Annotated in this window: 17 protein-coding genes and 1 pseudogene; 15 read left to right on the top strand and 3 right to left on the bottom strand. The window is 65.9% G+C overall.

The window, feature by feature from the left end; genetic code table 11:
- Positions 1–81, bottom strand: a pseudogene (locus ACV22W_RS32520) (sel1 repeat family protein); the annotation flags it as partial.
- 498 nt (positions 82–579) lie between these two features.
- Between ACV22W_RS32520 and ACV22W_RS32525 the strand changes: the two are divergent.
- On the top strand, positions 580–1,191 hold the full coding sequence (locus ACV22W_RS32525) for a TetR/AcrR family transcriptional regulator (RefSeq protein WP_448023584.1): 612 nt from the start codon (positions 580–582) through the stop codon (positions 1,189–1,191).
- A 93-nt stretch (positions 1,192–1,284) separates the two neighbouring features.
- Here the strand turns inward: ACV22W_RS32525 and ansP are convergent, their stop codons facing one another.
- Positions 1,285–2,775 carry an L-asparagine permease gene (gene ansP, locus ACV22W_RS32530; protein ID WP_448023586.1) on the bottom strand — a complete coding sequence of 497 codons (1,491 nt, stop codon included), beginning with the start codon at positions 2,773–2,775 and terminating at the stop codon, positions 1,285–1,287.
- Positions 2,776–3,311: 536 nt separating this feature from the next.
- Here ansP and ACV22W_RS32535 point away from each other — a divergent pair.
- From ACV22W_RS32535 to ACV22W_RS32555, 5 genes are all read left to right on the top strand, one after another.
- A complete protein-coding gene (locus tag ACV22W_RS32535) occupies positions 3,312–4,118 on the top strand; it encodes a transporter substrate-binding domain-containing protein (RefSeq protein ID WP_448023588.1) in 807 nt (268 codons plus the stop codon).
- A gap of 89 nt (positions 4,119–4,207) precedes the next feature.
- On the top strand, positions 4,208–4,894 hold the full coding sequence (locus ACV22W_RS32540; protein WP_059536410.1) for an amino acid ABC transporter permease: 687 nt from the start codon (positions 4,208–4,210) through the stop codon (positions 4,892–4,894).
- The gene (locus tag ACV22W_RS32545) at positions 4,891–5,541 is read left to right on the top strand and encodes an amino acid ABC transporter permease (protein WP_448023590.1); all 651 of its coding nucleotides are present in this window, start codon (positions 4,891–4,893) and stop codon (positions 5,539–5,541) included. The genes ACV22W_RS32540 and ACV22W_RS32545 overlap by 4 nt, the downstream gene beginning before the upstream one ends.
- Complete coding sequence (locus ACV22W_RS32550) at positions 5,528–6,277, top strand: amino acid ABC transporter ATP-binding protein (RefSeq protein WP_448023591.1); 750 nt, start codon at positions 5,528–5,530, stop codon at positions 6,275–6,277. The genes ACV22W_RS32545 and ACV22W_RS32550 overlap by 14 nt, the downstream gene beginning before the upstream one ends.
- Positions 6,278–6,377: 100 nt before the next feature.
- Positions 6,378–6,908, top strand: a complete 531-nt coding sequence (locus ACV22W_RS32555) for an N-acetyltransferase family protein (protein ID WP_448023593.1) — start codon at positions 6,378–6,380, stop codon at positions 6,906–6,908.
- Between the two features lie 13 nt (positions 6,909–6,921).
- On the opposite strand, the gene ACV22W_RS32560 is transcribed toward ACV22W_RS32555, so the two are convergent.
- A complete protein-coding gene (locus ACV22W_RS32560) occupies positions 6,922–7,800 on the bottom strand; it encodes a LysR substrate-binding domain-containing protein (RefSeq protein ID WP_448023595.1) in 879 nt (292 codons plus the stop codon).
- 125 nt (positions 7,801–7,925) lie between these two features.
- Here ACV22W_RS32560 and argH point away from each other — a divergent pair, with 125 nt between their 5' ends.
- The 9 genes from argH (at position 7,926) to ACV22W_RS32605 (ending at position 17,987) form a co-directional block, all read left to right on the top strand.
- Positions 7,926–9,359 carry an argininosuccinate lyase gene (argH, locus tag ACV22W_RS32565; protein ID WP_448023597.1) on the top strand — a complete coding sequence of 478 codons (1,434 nt, stop codon included), beginning with the start codon at positions 7,926–7,928 and terminating at the stop codon, positions 9,357–9,359.
- On the top strand, positions 9,353–10,243 hold the full coding sequence (locus tag ACV22W_RS32570) for an amino acid ABC transporter permease (protein WP_448023599.1): 891 nt from the start codon (positions 9,353–9,355) through the stop codon (positions 10,241–10,243). Before argH ends, ACV22W_RS32570 begins: the two co-directional genes overlap by 7 nt.
- Before the next feature lie 32 nt (positions 10,244–10,275).
- The gene (locus tag ACV22W_RS32575; protein ID WP_448023600.1) at positions 10,276–11,043 is read left to right on the top strand and encodes an amino acid ABC transporter ATP-binding protein; all 768 of its coding nucleotides are present in this window, start codon (positions 10,276–10,278) and stop codon (positions 11,041–11,043) included.
- A gap of 78 nt (positions 11,044–11,121) precedes the next feature.
- Positions 11,122–11,955 (top strand): ABC transporter substrate-binding protein, encoded by an 834-nt coding sequence (locus tag ACV22W_RS32580; RefSeq protein ID WP_448023601.1) that lies wholly within the window; start codon positions 11,122–11,124, stop codon positions 11,953–11,955.
- Between the two features lie 8 nt (positions 11,956–11,963).
- Positions 11,964–12,836 (top strand): polysaccharide deacetylase family protein, encoded by an 873-nt coding sequence (locus ACV22W_RS32585; protein ID WP_448023602.1) that lies wholly within the window; start codon positions 11,964–11,966, stop codon positions 12,834–12,836.
- A complete protein-coding gene (locus ACV22W_RS32590; RefSeq protein WP_448023604.1) occupies positions 12,833–13,741 on the top strand; it encodes a polysaccharide deacetylase family protein in 909 nt (302 codons plus the stop codon). The genes ACV22W_RS32585 and ACV22W_RS32590 overlap by 4 nt, the downstream gene beginning before the upstream one ends.
- Positions 13,738–15,144, top strand: a complete 1,407-nt coding sequence (locus tag ACV22W_RS32595) for an MmgE/PrpD family protein (protein ID WP_448023606.1) — start codon at positions 13,738–13,740, stop codon at positions 15,142–15,144. Before ACV22W_RS32590 ends, ACV22W_RS32595 begins: the two co-directional genes overlap by 4 nt.
- A 154-nt stretch (positions 15,145–15,298) precedes the next feature.
- Entirely contained in the window at positions 15,299–16,864 is a 1,566-nt protein-coding gene (locus tag ACV22W_RS32600) for a methyl-accepting chemotaxis protein (RefSeq protein WP_448023608.1), read from the top strand.
- Between the two features lie 94 nt (positions 16,865–16,958).
- On the top strand, positions 16,959–17,987 hold the full coding sequence (locus tag ACV22W_RS32605) for a hypothetical protein (RefSeq protein ID WP_448023610.1): 1,029 nt from the start codon (positions 16,959–16,961) through the stop codon (positions 17,985–17,987).
- Positions 17,988–18,138 lie beyond the last annotated feature (151 nt).

Below are 18,138 nucleotides of genomic sequence, written 5' to 3' on the forward strand. Positions count from 1 at the left end.
TGTGTTCCCGGTGACGGACGGATCCTGCGCGCACGCGGCCAACAGCAACAGCAGCCCCGGTGCCAGTAAACGGCGAACCATTTTTACTTTCCCCACGTTTTATTTGCGCCGCACTGCTTCGCGCTATCTCACCCCCGCGAGCGCGCACCCGGCTTGCGCGCGGCCCGGTGAACACACCTTCACCCACGCCAGCGCACCGCCAAGGCTCTCTCAGGTTCTCTTTTCGGCTTGCCACATCACTGCAACGCCTGACGCCGACAAAGGCAGGGCAGGCGAATCGCGCCACCCACGGCCTTTGCTCGATTCCGCCGCCGTGCCGATCCCGCGCTATCCGGCGGAGAAGGTCCAGCCGATGCTTCGGTTTCCGGTAGCGGAAAATACCGATTCCTTATTTTCTCGGATCAAATGATACATATCGGTCTATCTAATAGTCAAGGCGACTTGCACGTCCGAATTTCGGGCCGACCGTAGCGTAACCGCCCCCTATATGACAGGCCCGAGCGGCCCACGGCACTTGATTTGGCGATGCTAGAATAATCCGTCTACATGGCATGAAACCTCGAGGAGGAGCGCACGGTCGTGAGAGCCAATAAACGCCAGCAGGTGGTAGACAAAGCCACCGAACTGTTCTCCCGGCATGGTTTTCATCCGGTCGGTGTCGACTGGATCATCGACGATTCCGGCGTTGCGCGAATGACGCTCTATCGGCATTTCCCGAGCAAGGACGAACTCATTCGCGAAGTGCTGGTTCAGCGCTATGACCTGATCATCGGCAGCATCGACGCGCAACTGCGGGACGTTCACGATCCGGTCGAGCGGGTCAAGACGATCTTCGACTGGTACGAAGCCTGGTTCAATACGCCGGAGTTTGCCGGCTGCCTGTTCGAGCGCGCGTTGGCCGAATTCGGAACCGCGTACGCGCCGATCTCCGACGTCGCGATCCGCTACCGCCGCAAAATGGTCGAATGGATCGCCGAATTGCTCGCGCCGCTCGTATTGCCCGAGACGGCACAACGGCTGGCCGGCGTCTACATGATGCTGCTGGATGGCGCGACGGTCGACGCGCGGGCGTTCAACGATTCCGCATCCGCCGGGCGGGCATGGCACGCCGCGAAGGCCCTGCTTGAACAGGCGATGAGCGCCGCGAATCGGCCTGCAACGGACACGGATCGCGCGACGGAGCGTGCATAACGAGCCAGCCTGATACGCCGCCGCCAGATCACCTGATCCTCGGGGGCGGCGGCTTTCGTCAAGCCGGATACCGCCCCCTGGTTGCGCGCGGTTTCAGTCGTTCCCCTGCTCGAGCACGTTCTGCGTGAGCGTGACCGACGGAATCGTCGGCTTGAGCAACGCGCGGCGCGCGCGGCTGCTCAGCCACTTCCAGCCGACCACGAGCAGCAGTGCGACCAGCGGGATCGACGCGATCGTCCACGTCCCGTTCGGGTAGTCGAATGCCATCAGGACCAGCACACCGAGCAGGAACAGCAGCGTGAGCCACGATGTGACGGGCGCGCCCGGCATCCTGAACGACACGTCTTCCACCTCGCCGCGTCTCACCGCGGCACGAAACTTCATCTGGCACACGACGATGAAGCCCCACGTGCTGATGATGCCGAGCGACGCGATGTTCAGCACGATCTCAAACACGCTCGACGGCACGAGATAATTGAGCAGCACGCCAACGACGTAGATTGCGACCGTCACGAGAATGCCCGTGTACGGCACGGATTGCGCGCTCATTCGCGAAAGGAACGCGGGTGCCGAGCCGCCCATCGACAGCGAACGCAATACGCGCCCGGTCGAATAGAGGCCCGAGTTGAGGCTCGACAGCGCCGCCGTCAGCACCACCAGGTTCATCATCGAACCGATGCCCGGCACGCCGAGCGCGCCGAAGAACGTGACGAACGGGCTTTGGCCCGCCTCGTACGCGCTCCACGGCAGCAAGCAGACCAGCAGAACGACCGACGCGACGTAGAAGATCGCGATTCGCCAGATCACGTTGTTGATCGCGCGAGGCAGCACCTTGCGCGCGTCCTTGCACTCGCCGGCGGCCGTGCCGACCAGTTCGACACCCGCGAACGCGAACACCACGCCCTGCACCAGCACCAGCGCGGGCATCAGTCCGTGCGGAAAGAGCCCGCCGTTGTCGGTGATCAGATGCATGCCGGTGTCATGGCCGGCGACCGGCACGCCCGTGCCGAGGATTACCGAACCGATCGCGAGAAACAACACGATCGCGGCTACCTTGATCAGCGCGAACCAGAACTCCATCTCGGCGAACCACTTCACGCCGATCAGGTTCATCGTCGCGACGATGCAGAGCGCGACGAGCGCGAAAATCCACTGCGGCACGCCCGCGAACGGCGCCCAGTAATGCATGTAGAGCGCGACGGCGGTGATGTCGACGATGCCTGTCATCGCCCAGTTCAGGAAGTACATCCAGCCTGCGACGAACGGTGCCTTCTCGCCCAGGAATTCGCGTGCGTACGACACGAAGCTGCCACTGCTGGGGCGATGCATCACGAGTTCGCCGAGCGCGCGCAGGATCAGGAACGAGAACGCGCCGCACACCAGATAGACGATCGCGAGCGCCGGTCCGGCAGCCTGCAGCCGGGCGCCGGCCCCCAGAAACAGGCCCGTGCCGATTGCCCCACCGATCGCGATCATCTGCACCTGTCGATTGCCGAGGGTCTTGTGATAACCGGCTTCGTGCGATTCGAGCCAGCTGCGTTTGTCGGTTTCGCCGGTTGCCGACGGTTCGGGAATGGATGCCATGACTGTATCCTCGCGCACGGATGTGATTGGAATCATCCCGATCGCGAGACGACCGGGGCCACCGGTACCGGAGGACCAGGTCCCGAAATCGTGCTCCCCCGTCCTGACTGCGGTTTGCCGATCATCGCGAACCGCACGGTACGTCGAGAACGTATTCAGCCGTAATTCCGCTCACAAACGGAATGCAAATTTCGACTGGGCCGGTTCGAATCCGCGCATATGGGCATCGGCCATGACACCCCATTCCCGTGCTTACCGGATCGATGAACAAAAACCGGCGCGCGTCCAATACGCCGCCGTCCGAATCCCCCCGGTGAACCGGTCAGTTAATTTGGTGCGCCGGCGCGCACTGCGGGGGCAATCGCCGCCGCCGGCGCCGATTCATGCACCAAAATGAGGAATCCGATTCGCCGGAATTTCCGCCTCTCCCCAGTGCGGCAAGCGTTTCACGTCAATGGCCTGGTTTTTGCTGGAGTGGTCCGGCCGCGCAACGGTTGCGCGCTGCCCGACGACATACCAGACAAGGAAGATTCACCGTGAGCCCGACGACTCGACCGTTCCCCCGACGCACCTGGCTGGCTGCGCTGATCGCAGCTCCCGTGATGGCGCTGTTCGCTGCCGCACCGGCGCATGCCGACGCGCTCGACACCATCGCGAAAAACGACGCGCTGCGCGTCGCGGTGCCTGAAGACTATCCGCCGTTCGGCTCGGTCGGCACGGACATGCAGCCGCAAGGCTACGACATCGACATGGCCGAGTTGCTCGCCAAATCACTGGGCGTGAAGCTGAAATTGGTGCCCGTGAACAGCGCGAACCGGATTCCGTACCTGACGACCAACAAGGTCGACATGGTGATCTCGTCGCTCGGCAAGACGCCGGAGCGCGAGAAGGTCATCGACTTCTCGACCGCGTACGCGCCGTATTTCCAGGGCGTGTTCGGGCCCGCGGACGTGAAGGTGGGCGCGCCCGCCGACCTGACCGGCAAGACGGTTGGCGCCACGCGCGGCGCGCTCGAGGAGATCGCGCTGTCGCAACTCGCGCCGAATGCGACGATCAAGCGCTTCGAGGACAACAACGCGACGATCCAGGCGTTCCTGTCGGGGCAAGTGCAACTGATCGCCGCCGGCAACATCGTCGCGGCGGCGATTCTCGCGAAGAATCCGCCGCGTCGGCCCGAGGTCAAGTTCGTGATCAAGAATTCGCCGTGCTTCGTCGGCGTCAACAAGAACGAACCGCGCCTGCTTGCGAAGATCGACGATGCGATCGCGCACGCGAAGCAGGACGGCACGCTGGGCGCGATGTCGAAGAAGTGGCTCGGCCAGCCGTTGCCGGCCGGCCTGTGACGGATCGCCGTGTCGCCTGATATATCGCCGCGGCCGGCGCCGCTGGCGCGGCGGGTGTCGTTGTCCGAATCCGAATTCATTCAATCGTCATGAGCTATCAGCTTCAATTCGGCGAGCTCGCCGAATACGCCGGCGTGTTCGCGAGCGGCGCGGCGATCACGCTTGCGCTGACCGCGGTCGCGACCGTGCTCGGCGTGGCGATCGGCGTGCTCGGCGCGGCCGCGTACAGCGCCGACGCGCCCGCGGCCGTGCGGCTGCGTCCACTGATCGGCGCGTACGTCGAGGCGATCCGCAATACGCCGTTCGTCGTCCAGCTGTTCTTCATCTTCTTCGGATTGCCCGCGCTTGGCGTGCACATCGACGAATACACGGCCGCGATTCTCGCGATGACGCTCAATCTCGGCGCATACTCGGTCGAGATCGTGCGCGCGGGCGTCGCCGCCGTCCCGAACGGGCATCTGGAGGCAGCATCCGCGCTTGCGATGTCGCGCGCGCAGATGCTGCGTCACGTCGTGCTGCCGCAGGCGCTCGCCAAGGTGTTTCCCGCGCTCTCGAGCCAGATCGTAATCACGATGCTCGGTTCGGCAGTCGTGTCGCAGATCTCGGTGGCCGATCTGACCTATGCGGCGGGCTACATCCAGTCGCGCAACTTCCGCGCTTTCGAGACGTATTTCGTCATCACGCTCGCTTATCTGGCGATGGCGCTGCTGCTGCGTGGCGCGCTCGGCACGATGGGGCGCCGCCTGTTCTCCCGTCGCGTGCGAGGTGCGCGATGACCGATTTCACGTTCGGGCAGATTCTCGCGAACCTGCTGCTGGCCGCGCGCTGGACGATCGTGCTGTCGATCGTGTCGTTCGTGTCCGGCGGCCTCGTCGGCCTCGGGCTGCTCGTGATGCGCGTGTCGAATTCGACGGTGCTGCGCGGCATCGCGAAGCTGTACATCGAAGTGTTTCAGGGCACGCCGTTGCTGATGCAACTGTTCATCGTGTTCTTCGGCCTGCCGCTCGTCGGACTCGACGTGCCGCCGTGGGTCGCGGCCACGGCAGGGCTCACGTTCTTCACCAGCGCGTATCTCGCGGAAATCTGGCGCGGCTGCGTCGAGGCCGTGCCGAAAGGGCAGTGGGAGGCGTCGGCGAGCCTGGCCATGAGCTACGTCGAGCAGTTGCGTCACGTGATCCTCCCGCAGGCCGCCCGCATCGCGATCGCGCCGACGGTCGGCTTCGGCGTGCAGGCCGTGAAGGACACGGCATTGGTATCGATCATCGGCTTCACCGAGCTGACGAAGGTCGGCATCGCGATCTCGAACGCAACGTTCCGCCCGTTCGTCGTGTACGGCCTCGTCGCGCTGATCTATTTCGCGCTCTGTTATCCGCTCACCCGTTATGCGCGCACGTTGCAAAGGAGATGGCATGCCGCTCGTTGAAACCCGTGGTCTCGAAAAGAACTTCGACACCCATCATGTGCTCAAGGGCATCGATTTTTCCGTCGAGCGCGGGCAGGTCGTATCGATCATCGGCCGCAGCGGTTCGGGCAAGAGCACGCTGCTGCGCACGCTCAACGGGCTCGAGAGCATCGATGCCGGCACGATCACGGTCGATGGCGAACGCGTCGATGCGCGGCACGCGGACCTGCGTGCGCTGCGGCTCAAGGTCGGGATGGTGTTCCAGCAGTACAACCTGTTTCCGCATCTGAGCGCCGGTCAAAACGTGATGCTCGCGCAGTCGGTCGTGAAGAACACGCATCGCCAGCAGGCGCGCGCGATCGCGGAGCTGATGCTCGAACGCGTCGGCCTCGGCGACAAGTTCGACGCGTTCCCGGAGCAGTTGTCGGGCGGCCAGCAGCAGCGCGTCGCGATCGCGCGTGCACTCGCGATGAAGCCGAGCGTGCTGCTGTGCGACGAAATCACGTCCGCGCTCGATCCCGAGCTCGTCGGCGAGGTACTGGGCGTCGTCGAGCAACTCGCCCGCGAGCACATGACGCTGATCATGGTCACGCACGAGATGAACTTCGCGCGTGCGGTGAGCGACAGGATCGTCTTCATGCACCAGGGCAGGGTGTGGGAGAGCGGGACGGCCGAAGACATCTTCGAGCGGCCACAGACGGTGGAGTTGACGCGGTTTCTCGGCAGCGTCCGGCACACGGAAGCCGTCGCGCGCTGATCGGCCATGCCTGCGCGGTGCTGACATCGTCGCCCGGATCGCCGACAATCCGGCGTGTGCGCCGCGCCCGCGCGCGCCGAGCCGCCCGAGAGAGTCCTCCATGTCCGGAATATCCATCAGGTCCGCCAATCTCGACGATGCGCAGGCGATCGCCGATTTTCACGTCAAGGTCTGGCGGCACACCTATCGCGATCTCGCACCGGCGCAAGCGCATGCCGTCCTCGACGAGCATTATCGCGGCGGGAAATGGCGGGAGAAGCTGGCGTCGAACGAGCGCGACCAGTTGGTGCTCGTGGCGCAAACCGATGGCACGATCGTCGGCATCGGAGCAGCCGGCGCGCCGTCGGAGCCGATTTTCGGCGGCCGTGGCGAAATCAAGTTCCTGTACGTCGATCCCGACTTCAAGCGTCGCGGCATCGGCCGCATGCTGCTTGCGCAGCTCGCAACGCATCTGCAAGCGTTGCAGTATCCGGGCGCCGCGCTGAGTGTCGTCAAGGGAAACGCAGCCGCGATCGCGTTTTACGCGGCGTTGAACGGCCGGATCGCGGGCGAGTACGTCGATGCCGGGCCGATCTGGCGTTCGCAAAACATCGTCATGGCGTGGGACGACTTCGCGAGTCTCGTTGCCTGATGTCCAGCGGGCATCACGCGAGGCGCGCGCGCAGCCACGCCGTGAACGCGGTCACGAGCGGCGTCTCGGTCAGCTCTTGACGCGTGACGAGATAGTACGCATGACGTGACGGCACCGTTTCGCTGAACGGCCGCACGAGCGTGCCGTCGATCAGGTCGTCGCGCACCGACAGGCTGTCGCCGAGCGCGACGCCCTGGCCGTGCACCGCGGCTTCGACGCCGATGTGCGCGTTGCCGATCTCGAGGATGCGGATGCCCGGCAGCCGGTCGGCCTTCGCTTCGGCCAGCCAGCGCATCCACGAGCCCGCGTGCTCGCAGAACAGCGTGCGCCCCGCGAGATCCTGCACCTTGCGGATCGCATCGCGCCCGTTCATCAGCGCGGGGCTCACGACCGGAAACAGCGCCGGATGCTCGAGCAGCTCGACGTGCCGGTTGCGCCAGTTGCCTTCCCCGTAACGGATGCAGACGTCGACATCCGGCGAATAGATCTCGCGCTCGTCGTTCGACGGAATCACCTTCAGATGGATGCCCGGATAGCGCTCGAGAAAATCGCCGATGTGCCGGGCGAGCCAGCGCGACGTCAGCGACAACGGCGTCGACACGACGAGATCGCCGACGGCGGCCGGCGAATCGAGCCGGACGGTGGCGTTCGCGATGATGTCGAACGCGGTGCCGACCGGCTCGAGCAGCGCTTCGCCTTCAGGTGTCAGCTTCACGCGCGCCTTTGATCTGACGAATAAGGCGACGCCGAGTGTGCTCTCGAGAATCCGGATCTGGTGGCTCACCGCGCTCGCGGTGACGTGCAGTTCGTCGGCGGCGGCCGACACGCTGCCGCGCCGGGCGGCTGCCTCGAACGCGCGAAGCGGGTTCAACGGGGGGAGGCGGTTGCGCATCGGCAGGGTGTCGGCGGCGACGGTGCTGAGAAAAATTTCATTTAAGCGGATTCAATTTCTCGCTACAACAAAAAAAATTGAATGCCTACAGTGGTGGCACTCCAACCGAGACGAGGTCGACCGCAATGAGCCTTACCGAACCGATCGAGCGCCTGTGGGGCGGTCGCTTCCAGTCGAAACCGTCCGACGCGCTGCAGAACCTGTCGCGCTCCGATCCGAGTTTCTACCGACTCGTCCCGTACGACCTGGCTGGCTCCCGCGCGCATGCACGCGAGTTGAACCGCGCCGGTATCGTGAACGACGACGAGCTCGCGCAGCTGCTGGCCGCGATGGACGGCATCGCGCGCGACTACACGGCCGGCGCGATCGCGCCGTCGCTCGCCGACGAGGATGTGCACACCTTCCTCGAACGCGTGCTCACGCAGCGGCTGCCGGCGCTCGGCGGCAAGCTGCGTGCGGGGCGCTCGCGCAACGACCAGGCGGCGAACGACCTGCGCCTGTATCTGCGCGACAAGGCGCGCCAGCTCGTGCGCGGCGTGCTCGACCTGCAGGATGCGCTGGTCGGGCAGGCGAGCCGGCACATCGACACGGTCACAGCGGGCTTCACCCATCTGCAGCCCGCGCAGCCGATCGTGTTCGGTCATCAGCTGCTCGCGCATGCGCAGTCGCTGTATCGCGATGCCGACCGCCTGGTCGACTGGGACCGCCGCACCGCACGCTCGCCCCTCGGCGCGGCCGCGCTGGCCGGCTCGGCGATCTGCGTGCGGCCCGATCTTTCCGCGCAGGAGCTCGGTTACGACGCACCGTGCGAGAACTCGATCGACGCGGTGGCCGCGCGCGATCACGTCGCCGAATTCGCGTTCGTCACCAGCATGCTGGCCGTGGATCTGTCTCGCCTGTCGGAAGAAGTGATCCTGTGGACGTCGCGGCAATTCCGCTGGGTGGAACTCGACGACGGCTACGCGACGGGCAGCTCGATCATGCCGCAGAAGAAGAACCCGGACATCGCGGAGCTCACGCGCGGCAAGGCGGGGCGCCTGATCGGCAACCTGACGGGCCTGCTCGCGACTCTCAAGTCGCTGCCGCTCGCATACAACCGCGATCTCGCGGAAGACAAGATCGCCGCGTTCGATTCGATCGACACGCTCGAACTCGTGCTGCCGGCGATGGCGGGGATGATCCGCACGATGCGCGTGAACGTCGACGAGATGCGCCGCCAGGCACCGCTCGGCTTCACGCTCGCGACCGAGGTCGCCGACTGGCTGGCGCTGTCGGGCGTACCGTTCAGCGAGGCGCACGAGATCACCGGCGCGCTCGTGCGCGCTTGCGAACGCGACGGCATCGAGCTCGCGGATGCCAGCACGGAGCAACTGCAGGCCGTCGACCCGCGCCTCGCGCCGGCGGTGCGCGCGCATCTGACGCTTGACGCGGCCGTCGCCGCGCGCGGCGGCGCCGGCGGCACGTCGCCCGCGCGCGTGCGCGAGCAGATCGGCCGCCTGAGCATCGCGATCGAACGCCAGGCCGCGTGGGTGGCCGACTACCGGGGGCCGTCATGCTGAGCGCATCCGATTCCCACCGTCTCGACGGCGCACCGGCCGCGGCCGTTGCCGCGGACGACACCGCCGCACTCGTGCGCGTGCGCCGGCGCTACTGGGGCCGCTATGTCGCGTCGATCGCGATCATTGCCGCGCTCGCCTATGTGGCGCTCGCGTTCGCGCGCGGGCAGATCGAATGGCGCGTCGTCGGCCAGTTCCTGACCGCGCGGTCGATTCTCACCGGCCTCGGCAACACGATCGTGATGACCGTCCTCGCGATGACGCTCGGCATCGTGCTCGGTGTCGTCACCGCGGTGATGCGGCTGTCGTCGAACCCGGTGCTCGGCGCGATCGCGCAGGGTTACATCTGGCTGTTCCGCGGCACGCCGGTGATCCTCCAGCTGCTGCTGTGGTTCAACCTCGCGCTGGTGTTTCCGGCGCTCGGCATTCCGGGAGTCGCCGAGTTCCGGACCGTCGACGTGATGACGCCGTTCCTCGCGGCGGTGCTCGGGCTCGGCATCAACCAGGGCGCGTATACGTCGGAAGTCGTGCGAGCGGGGCTGCTGTCGGTCGACACCGGCCAGTACGAGGCCGCGAAATCGATCGGCATGGCGCGCCTGCAGGCACTGCGCCGGATCATCCTGCCGCAGGCGATGCGCGTGATCGTGCCGCCGATCGGCAACGAGCTGATCGGCATGGTCAAGCTCACGTCGCTCGCGAGCGTCGTGCAGTACGCGGAGATGCTGCACAACGCGCAGAACATTTATTACGCCAATGCGCGCGTGATCGAGCTGCTGATCGTCGCAGGCATCTGGTATCTCGCGGTCGTCATCGTGCTGTCGTTCGCGCAGGCTCGCGTCGAACGGCGCTTCGCACGCGGCGCGGGCCGCGCGGCGGGCCGTAAATGAGCGGCGCGACTCACAACCGTAAGGAGAACGTCATGACGAATGCAGTCGTTCGCGCGGTCGACGTGCGCAAGTCGTACGGCGATTTCCAGGCGCTGCACGGCATCACGCTAGACGTCGCGCAGGGCGAAGTGCTGTGCATCATCGGGCCCTCCGGCTCGGGCAAAAGCACATTCCTGCGCTGCATCAATCAGCTCGAGACGATCAGCGCGGGCGCGCTGTGGATCAACGGCGAGCTGGCCGGTTACCGACGCACGGGCAATCGGCTCCACGAGCTGTCGGAGCGTCAGGTCGCGCGCCAGCGACTCGCGACGAGCATGGTGTTCCAGCGCTTCAACCTGTTCCCGCACAAGACCGCACTCGAAAACGTGATCGAGGGGCCAGTGCAGGTGCTCAAGCGTCGCTGCGGGCAAGCGGAAGAGGAGGCCCGCGCGCTGCTCGCGCGCGTCGGCCTTGCGCACAAGTGCGACGCGTTTCCGGTCGAGCTGTCGGGCGGTCAGCAGCAGCGCGTCGCGATCGCGCGGGCGCTCGCGATGCATCCGCAACTGATCCTGTTCGACGAACCGACGTCGGCGCTGGACCCGGAGCTCGTCGGCGAAGTGCTGGCCGTGATGCGCGATCTCGCGAAGAGCGGGATGACGATGATCGTCGTCACGCACGAGCTCGGCTTCGCGCGCGAGGTCGCCGATCGCGTCGTGTTCATGGACGGCGGCCGGATCGTCGAGAGCGGGCCGCCCGACCAGGTGCTGTCCGCACCGACGCATGCGCGCACCCGCGACTTCATCTCGGCCGTGATTGCCTGAGCGGATCGCACCGCCGACGAGACGTGCAACGCAGCACTGCGGTACCCCCTTACACCACCACGACAAGGCGACACCCCCATGAAAGCATCCGTCCTGACCCGCACGCTGGCCGCTGTCGCATTCGGCGCCCTCGCGCTTCATGCCTCCTTCGCGCTCGCCCAGGCCGCGAACGTCAAGCGCACGCTGAACGTCGCGATCGTGCCGAACTATCCGCCGTTCGAATACAAGGACCCGGCGACCGACAAGCTCGCGGGCTTCGACGTCGATCTCGGTGAGGCGCTCGCCGCGAAGATGGGCGCGAAGCTGAACTGGGTCGAGACGAGCTTCGACCAGATGATGAGCGCGGTCGCGACGCAGCGCGTCGACATGATCCTGTCCGGCATGACCGACCTGCCGACGCGCCGCGACGCCGTGACGTTCGTCGACTACATCGAGACGGGGCCGCAGTTCTACGTGCTGAAGACGCGCGCGGGCGAGTTCGCGCAGATGGGCGCGCTGTGCGGCAAGCGTGTCGGGTCGAGCCGGCGCACGTCGTTCCCGGACAACACGACCGCGTGGAGCGCGGAGAACTGCGTGAAGGCCGGCAAGCCGGCGATCGTGGTGGTCGGCACCGACGGCTCGTCGGACGCGCGCATGCAACTGCGCCAGAACCGCATCGACGCGGCCGTGCAGGGCGGCGAGACGCTGCCTTACCAGAACAGCCTCGAGCAGAACGCCTACGCGCCGGTCGGCAAACCCTTCCTGTCGCAATACACGGGCATCGGCGTCGCGAAGAGCAACACCGCGCTGAGCAGCGCGCTGACGACGGCGCTCAACCAGTTGATCGCGGACGGGTCGTATCACAAGCTGCTGGCGAAATGGGGGCTGCAGGAGCACGCGGTGGCGAAGGCGATGGTCAACGGCACGCACTGAAGCGCGCAATGACCGACCTGGCTCCCCGCTGGCCGGACGCGAAGCGCGCGTGCGTCGCACTCGCGTTCGATCTCGACGGCCCGACCGGCGACGCGATGCTGAACGGGTCGATCTGGCGCAACCCCGCGTATTTCACGCTCGGCAGCTACGGGCCATGGCGCGCGCTCGGCCGGCTGCTCGACGTGCTCGCGTCGTTCGACCTGCCCGCGACGTTCTTCGTGCCCGCGTGGGTCGCGCGGACCTGGCCCGCGCAGTGCGCGGCGATCGTCGAGCGCGGGCACGAGATCGGCTATCACGGCTACCGGCACGAAGCGTTCTGGACGCTCGAACCCGAACGGCAGCGCGAGATCATGGCGCAGTCGGCCGAGGTGCTCTACCGCACGCTCGGTGTGCGGCCGGTCGGCTTCCGCACGCCGTCCGGCGACTGGAGCGCGGCGACGCTGAGCGTGCTGCGCGAAGCCGGCGTGCGCTATTCGAGTTCGATGCGGGGCGACGATCGCCCCTATCTGCTGCCCGGCGCTGACGGCGAGCCACCGCTCGTCGAGATTCCGGGCCGCTGGGAGACGGATGATTACGCGTCGCTCGCGTATCACCGCAACCCCGACTATCCGGCCGGGCTCGACCGGATCGCCGGCTACGATGCAACGCTCGACAACTGGACACGCGAATTCGACGGCATATACCGCGACGGGTTGTGCCTGACGACGCTGCTGCATCCCAAGGTCTGCGGCAAGCCCGGCCGCCTCGCACTGCTCGAAGCGTGGTTCGAACACATGCGCGTGCGGGACGGCGTCTGGTTCGCGCGCTGTCGCGAAGTGGCCGACTGGTGGCTCGCTCGGCACGCGCATGACACGCAATCGCCCCAAAGGAGCGGCCTGTGACGACACTTCCAGCCTGGCCGGACGGCGCGCGCTGCGCGGTCGCGATCACGGTCGACTTCAACGACATACACGGTATCCAGACACGCGAGCCGCGCATCGTCGGCCGCGAGAAGTCGCTGTCGGTGTGGCGTTACGGTGCGACGCGCGGCGTCGAACGATTGCTCGATGCGTTCGATGCATTCGGTGTGCCAGCGAGCTGGTTCGTCCCGGGCATCGTCGCCGAAACGCATGCGGATGCCATACGCGAGATCGCCGCTGCCGGCCATGAACTCGGCGTGAGCGGCTATCGCTGCGAGGACTTCGACGCGCTGCCGCTCGCCGCGCAGATCGACGCGTGCCGCATCGGGCGCGCGGCGCTTGCGGACACGATCGGCCGCGACGTTGAAGGTTTTCGCTCGTTCACCGGCAACTGGGCCGAGGGCTTCGCAGACTGGCTCGTCGCGGAAGGCTTCACGTGGTCGTCGTCGTGGCGCGGAGACGATCTGCCGTACGTGCATCCGCACGGCGACGACCGCGAAGACGGGGCGCGGCTCGTCGAGCTGCCGCTGCACTACGAGCTCGAGGACGAGCCATACTTCGAGTTCAACCTGTCGCCGCCCGTGCCGACCGGCCAGCCGCGCATCGCGGCGTACCGTGACGTACTCGACAACTGGCGGCGAGACGTCGACGGGTTTCGCCGCTTCGGACTGTGCTGCGTGCTGCGCCTGCATCCCGAGTTCATCGGCACCGCGGGGCGCATCGACTTGCTGCGCGCGTTGCTCGCTCATCTGCGCGACGCGGGCGACGTATGGTTCGCGACCGGGCGCGACATCGCGCGCTGGTGGCGTGCCCAGGTGCCCGTCAATCCGCCGGGCCATCCGGTCGACGTGTTCACGCATTGCGTGGCAGACGAATCGGCACGATGAACACGGTGACGCAAACGCGCGCCACGCGGCTCGCGGCGTTCGTCGCGCAGACGGCCGCCGATGCATTGCCGGACGACGTCGTCGCGAAGGCGAAGCGTCATGTGCTCGACACGTTCGGCGCGGCGCTGGCGGGTACGTTCGCCGTCGAGACCAGCAGTGCGCGGGCGCTGACCGGCACGGTCGAGCGTGGCGGCGCAACGCTGTGGGGTACACGACTGGCCGCGGGCGCACGCGATGCGGCGTTCGTGAACGGAATCGCCGCGCACGCGCTCGAGCTCGACGATTCCGGCGGCTGCGATCATTCGGGCGCGGTCGTGCTGCCGGCCGTGCTTGCCGCGCTATCGCGTGCGCAACGCCCCGTGACGGGCCGGGAATGCGTGGCGGCGATCGTGCTCGGCTACGACATCGGCCGGCGCGTGCTCGAAGCGGCCGGCGGCTACTCGGCGCACAACGGTGCCGGCTGGCACTCGACGCTCAGTTGCGGCGTGTTCGGCGCCGCGGCGGCAAGCGCACGCGTGCTCGGGCTCGACGCAGCGCGCACGCGCGACGCGCTCGGCCATGCGGCGAGTTTCTCCGGTGGCTTGTGGGGCTTCATCCATGACGGATCGCAGACGAAGCGGCTGCATGCCGGCCGCGCGGCGGAAGGGGGCGTGCTCGCGGCATTGCTGGCACGCGAAGGCGTGAGCGGCCCGGCCCGCGTGTTCGACGACGTCTGGGGCGGCTTCTTCAACACGTTCGCCGCGCAATCGCATGCGCCCGACGCATTGACCGACGGCCTCGGCGTGCACTGGAAACTGATGCGCTGCTCGATCAAGCCGCACGCGTCTTGCCGCAGCGCGCACGCGGCGGTCGACGCGGCGCTGCAGCTTGCCAAAGGTCACACGTTCGAGGCCGGCGAAATCGAGCGGGTGGTCGTGCGGACGAGCGCGTTCGTCGCCCGGATGTGCGGCGGCCGCGACCTGTCGACGCTGTCGTCCTCGCAGATGAGCCTGCCGTACGCGGTTGCGGCAGCGCTTGCATTCGGCGACACGGGAATCGACGCTTATCGCGACGACAGGCGCACCGATTCGCGCGTGACCAGGCTGCTCGCGCGCATCGCGATCGAGATCGATCCGACGCTCGGCGATCTCGACGAGCCGACCGTGATCCTGCATCGCGCGGACGGGCGCCGGGAATCATGTCACGTGCCGATCGCGCTCGGGGATCCGCGCAATCCGTTGCCGGACGCCGCGCTTCTGGCGAAGTTTCGTGCGCTGGCGGGTAGCGCGCTTGCCCCTGCGCAGGTCGATGCGTTAAGCGACGCTTGCCTGTCGCTGGAGCGGCTGGCGGACGCGCGGGGGTTGAACACGTTGCTCGCGGCCGATGATTGCGATTCACATACCACGCCGAAATTCCGTCCATAACTCGTCGTTTCCGGAAACGTTCCTTGTCGGTTCCGCACTAATTCACGCGCCGCTCTGGTCGTTATCGAGGCATCGGTCTCGCACGTGCCGCCTTCGATCGGCTGGACACGCATGCGTCGCATGCAACGGTTTCGTGCTCAACGCTTCCCTCATCATGATCAGGAATTTCAGCATTCGCGTCAGGCTGGCGCTGGCGATGGGTTTTCTCGGCCTACTGCTCGTCGTCGGCGGCATCATCGGTGTGATTGGCGTGGCGATAAGCAACGACGATGTGAAGACGCTTTACTCCGACCGGCTCGCATCGTCGGAGGCGCTGGGGCAGGCGAATGTCGCGCTGTCGAGAACCCGTCTATGGCTGTATCGCATCGCGCTCGATCCGGAAAGCCCCGACGTGCCGCAGGAAACCGCGACATCCCGTGACCTGCTCGCCGCGTCGAAAAAGGCGTGGGACGCGTATCGCGCGCTTCGCCTCTCCGGCCCCGAAGAAGCGCGCCGCGCGGCCGACGCGAACACGAAATTCAACGCGCTCGTCGAGAATGGCCTCGAACCGATGTTCAGCGCCATTGCCGCGCGCGATCCCGCGAAAATCCCCGACGTCTGGCGGCACATACCGCCGTCGCTGTTCATCGACGTCTCCGACGCGATGGACGCGCTCGGCCGCATCCAGATCACGGCCTCGCGGTTAACGTTCGATGCCGCGCAGGCTCGTTTCCACTGGTTCGTCGGGATCGCGATCGCCGGCATCCTGGTCGCGCTCGGTGCGGCGATACTCACGTGGTGGTCGCTTCAGCGCGCGATCGGCGCGCCGCTTGCGCATGCACTCGACCATTTCAGCGCGATTGCCGGCGGCGATCTGACGACGCGGATCGACGTCGATTCGACCGACGAGATGGGGCAGCTGATGACCGGCCTGCGGGCGATGCAAGGCAAGCTGCTGCAGACGATTCGCGTGGTGCGTGAAGGTTCGCACTCCATCGAAACCGCCGCGCATGAGATCACGGCCGGCAACATGGACCTGTCGCAACGGACCGAAGAGCAGGCCGCGTCGCTGGAGGAAACGGCCGCCTCGATGGAGCAACTGACTTCGACGGTTCGCCAGAATGCCGAGAACGCGAAGCAGGCGAATCAGGTGGCGCACGACGCGGCGCTGCTGACCGAAGAGGGCAATCAGGCGACGCAGGAAGTCGTCAGCACGATGCGCGGCCTGTCGGAAGCGTCCGGCAAGATCGCCGAGATCATCTCCGTCATCGAAGGCATCGCATTCCAGACCAATATCCTGTCGCTGAATGCGGCCGTCGAAGCGGCGCGGGCAGGCGAGCAGGGACGCGGATTCGCGGTCGTCGCAGGCGAAGTGCGGTCGCTTGCCCAACGCAGCGCCACGGCGTCCCGGGAGATCAAGGAACTGATTACGGATTCGCTGAGACGCGTCGAGACCGGTGCGCGACAGGTCGGTCGCGCGACCGGGACGATGTCGGAGATCCTGACGTCCGTGCAACGGGTGCACGTGCTGATGGGCGAGATTGCCGCTGCGTCCGACGAGCAGTCCAGGGGCATCGAACAGGTAAACCAGGCGGTGACGCAAATGGACCAGGTGACGCAGCAGAACGCGGCGCTGGTTCAACAGGCGTCGGCGGCCGCGTTGTCGCTGAGGGAGCAGGCAGGGCAGCTGGAGGCGACTGTCTCGGTCTTTCGGATCGGTTCCTCGCAGGCCGTTGCGTAAACCCGGGCGACCGGTTACCGGAGGCAGCCTATAATCGTTACCAGCTTGTCCAGGAAATCGCGGTTATCAGGGTGAGGGGTGTCCAAATGGGACAATGCCGTCGCATCTATTCGCGCTTCGTCGTCGCATCTATTCGCGCTTCGTGCTCACAAGCTGGATCGCCGGTCTAGCGATTCTGGCTGGCCCAGGCCACGTGCACGCCGAGGACAGTCCGTCGAGCTTGCCGACCGATGTCAAGCCATCTGAAAGAAAGATCAACGTCTATGCGGTATATGGCGACGGACGCGCGACCGAGGGTGGCGACATGCATTGGCGCGCCTACGAAGTCGGCTTCGGCGACGTCCTGAATGACTACCTCTCGGTCTACCTCGCGTATGTGAACGAGGGGCATCCCCTGGATCACCACCGTGACGGCTTCGCCGCCCTGGGTTCGTTTCGTTGGCCGGTCAGCAATCGCGTGGCGCTCGAATTCTCGGCGGGACCGTATTTCAGCATGGACACGACGCATGTCGACAACGAGGTGCGTAACGAAAAGCGATGGGGTGTGCGTGCGTCGGCAGCGGTGCGGTATTACGTCGTTCCCAACCGCTTCTTCCTCAAGGTCCAGTACAACCACGTCCAGATGATTGGCGGATTCAATTCCGACGCGGTGCTCTTCGGCATCGGCTCGGATTTCGGCGGCGATCCAGGTCCCGCACTTTCGGACGGCAAGACGCAGGTTAGCGTTTGGGCCGGCACGTCGCAGACGAACCGTCCTCAAGTGCCGATCGAGAAAGGGTACATGGTCGAAGTCAAGCGCCCGCTCGGCAATGCGTGGGCCTATTCGGCGAGCTTCGTCTACGAGGGCAATAATGGCGTCGCCGGTCGAAGAGGTGTGGCGGCGCAACTCTGGTACGTCGCGCCTATAAGGAGCAAATGGACGCTTTCGGCAGGCGTAGGTCCGTATCTCTCGCATGATCGCGACGAAGTCTCGAGCAAGACGAGACTCAATGCCTTGCTCAGCGCGCAGGTGACGTATCAGGTCACGAATGATTGGGCTGCGAGCTTGCGCTTCAATCGTGTCGCAACCGGCAACGACAAGGATCAGGACATGTTCATGGTCGGATTGGCACGCAACTTCTAGTAGGCTCGTTCTTGCGTGCAGGCTCATGCTGTTGAGCGAGGGGGTAATTGATATGCATGCGTGGGCGGGTGCGACCGCAATCAGAACCGGGAACGCATGATCACCGTGTTGCCATCTGGATTGACATAATGCGGACTAGCAAATTTTTGGT

This window comes from Burkholderia sp. AW49-1 (assembly GCF_053427845.1).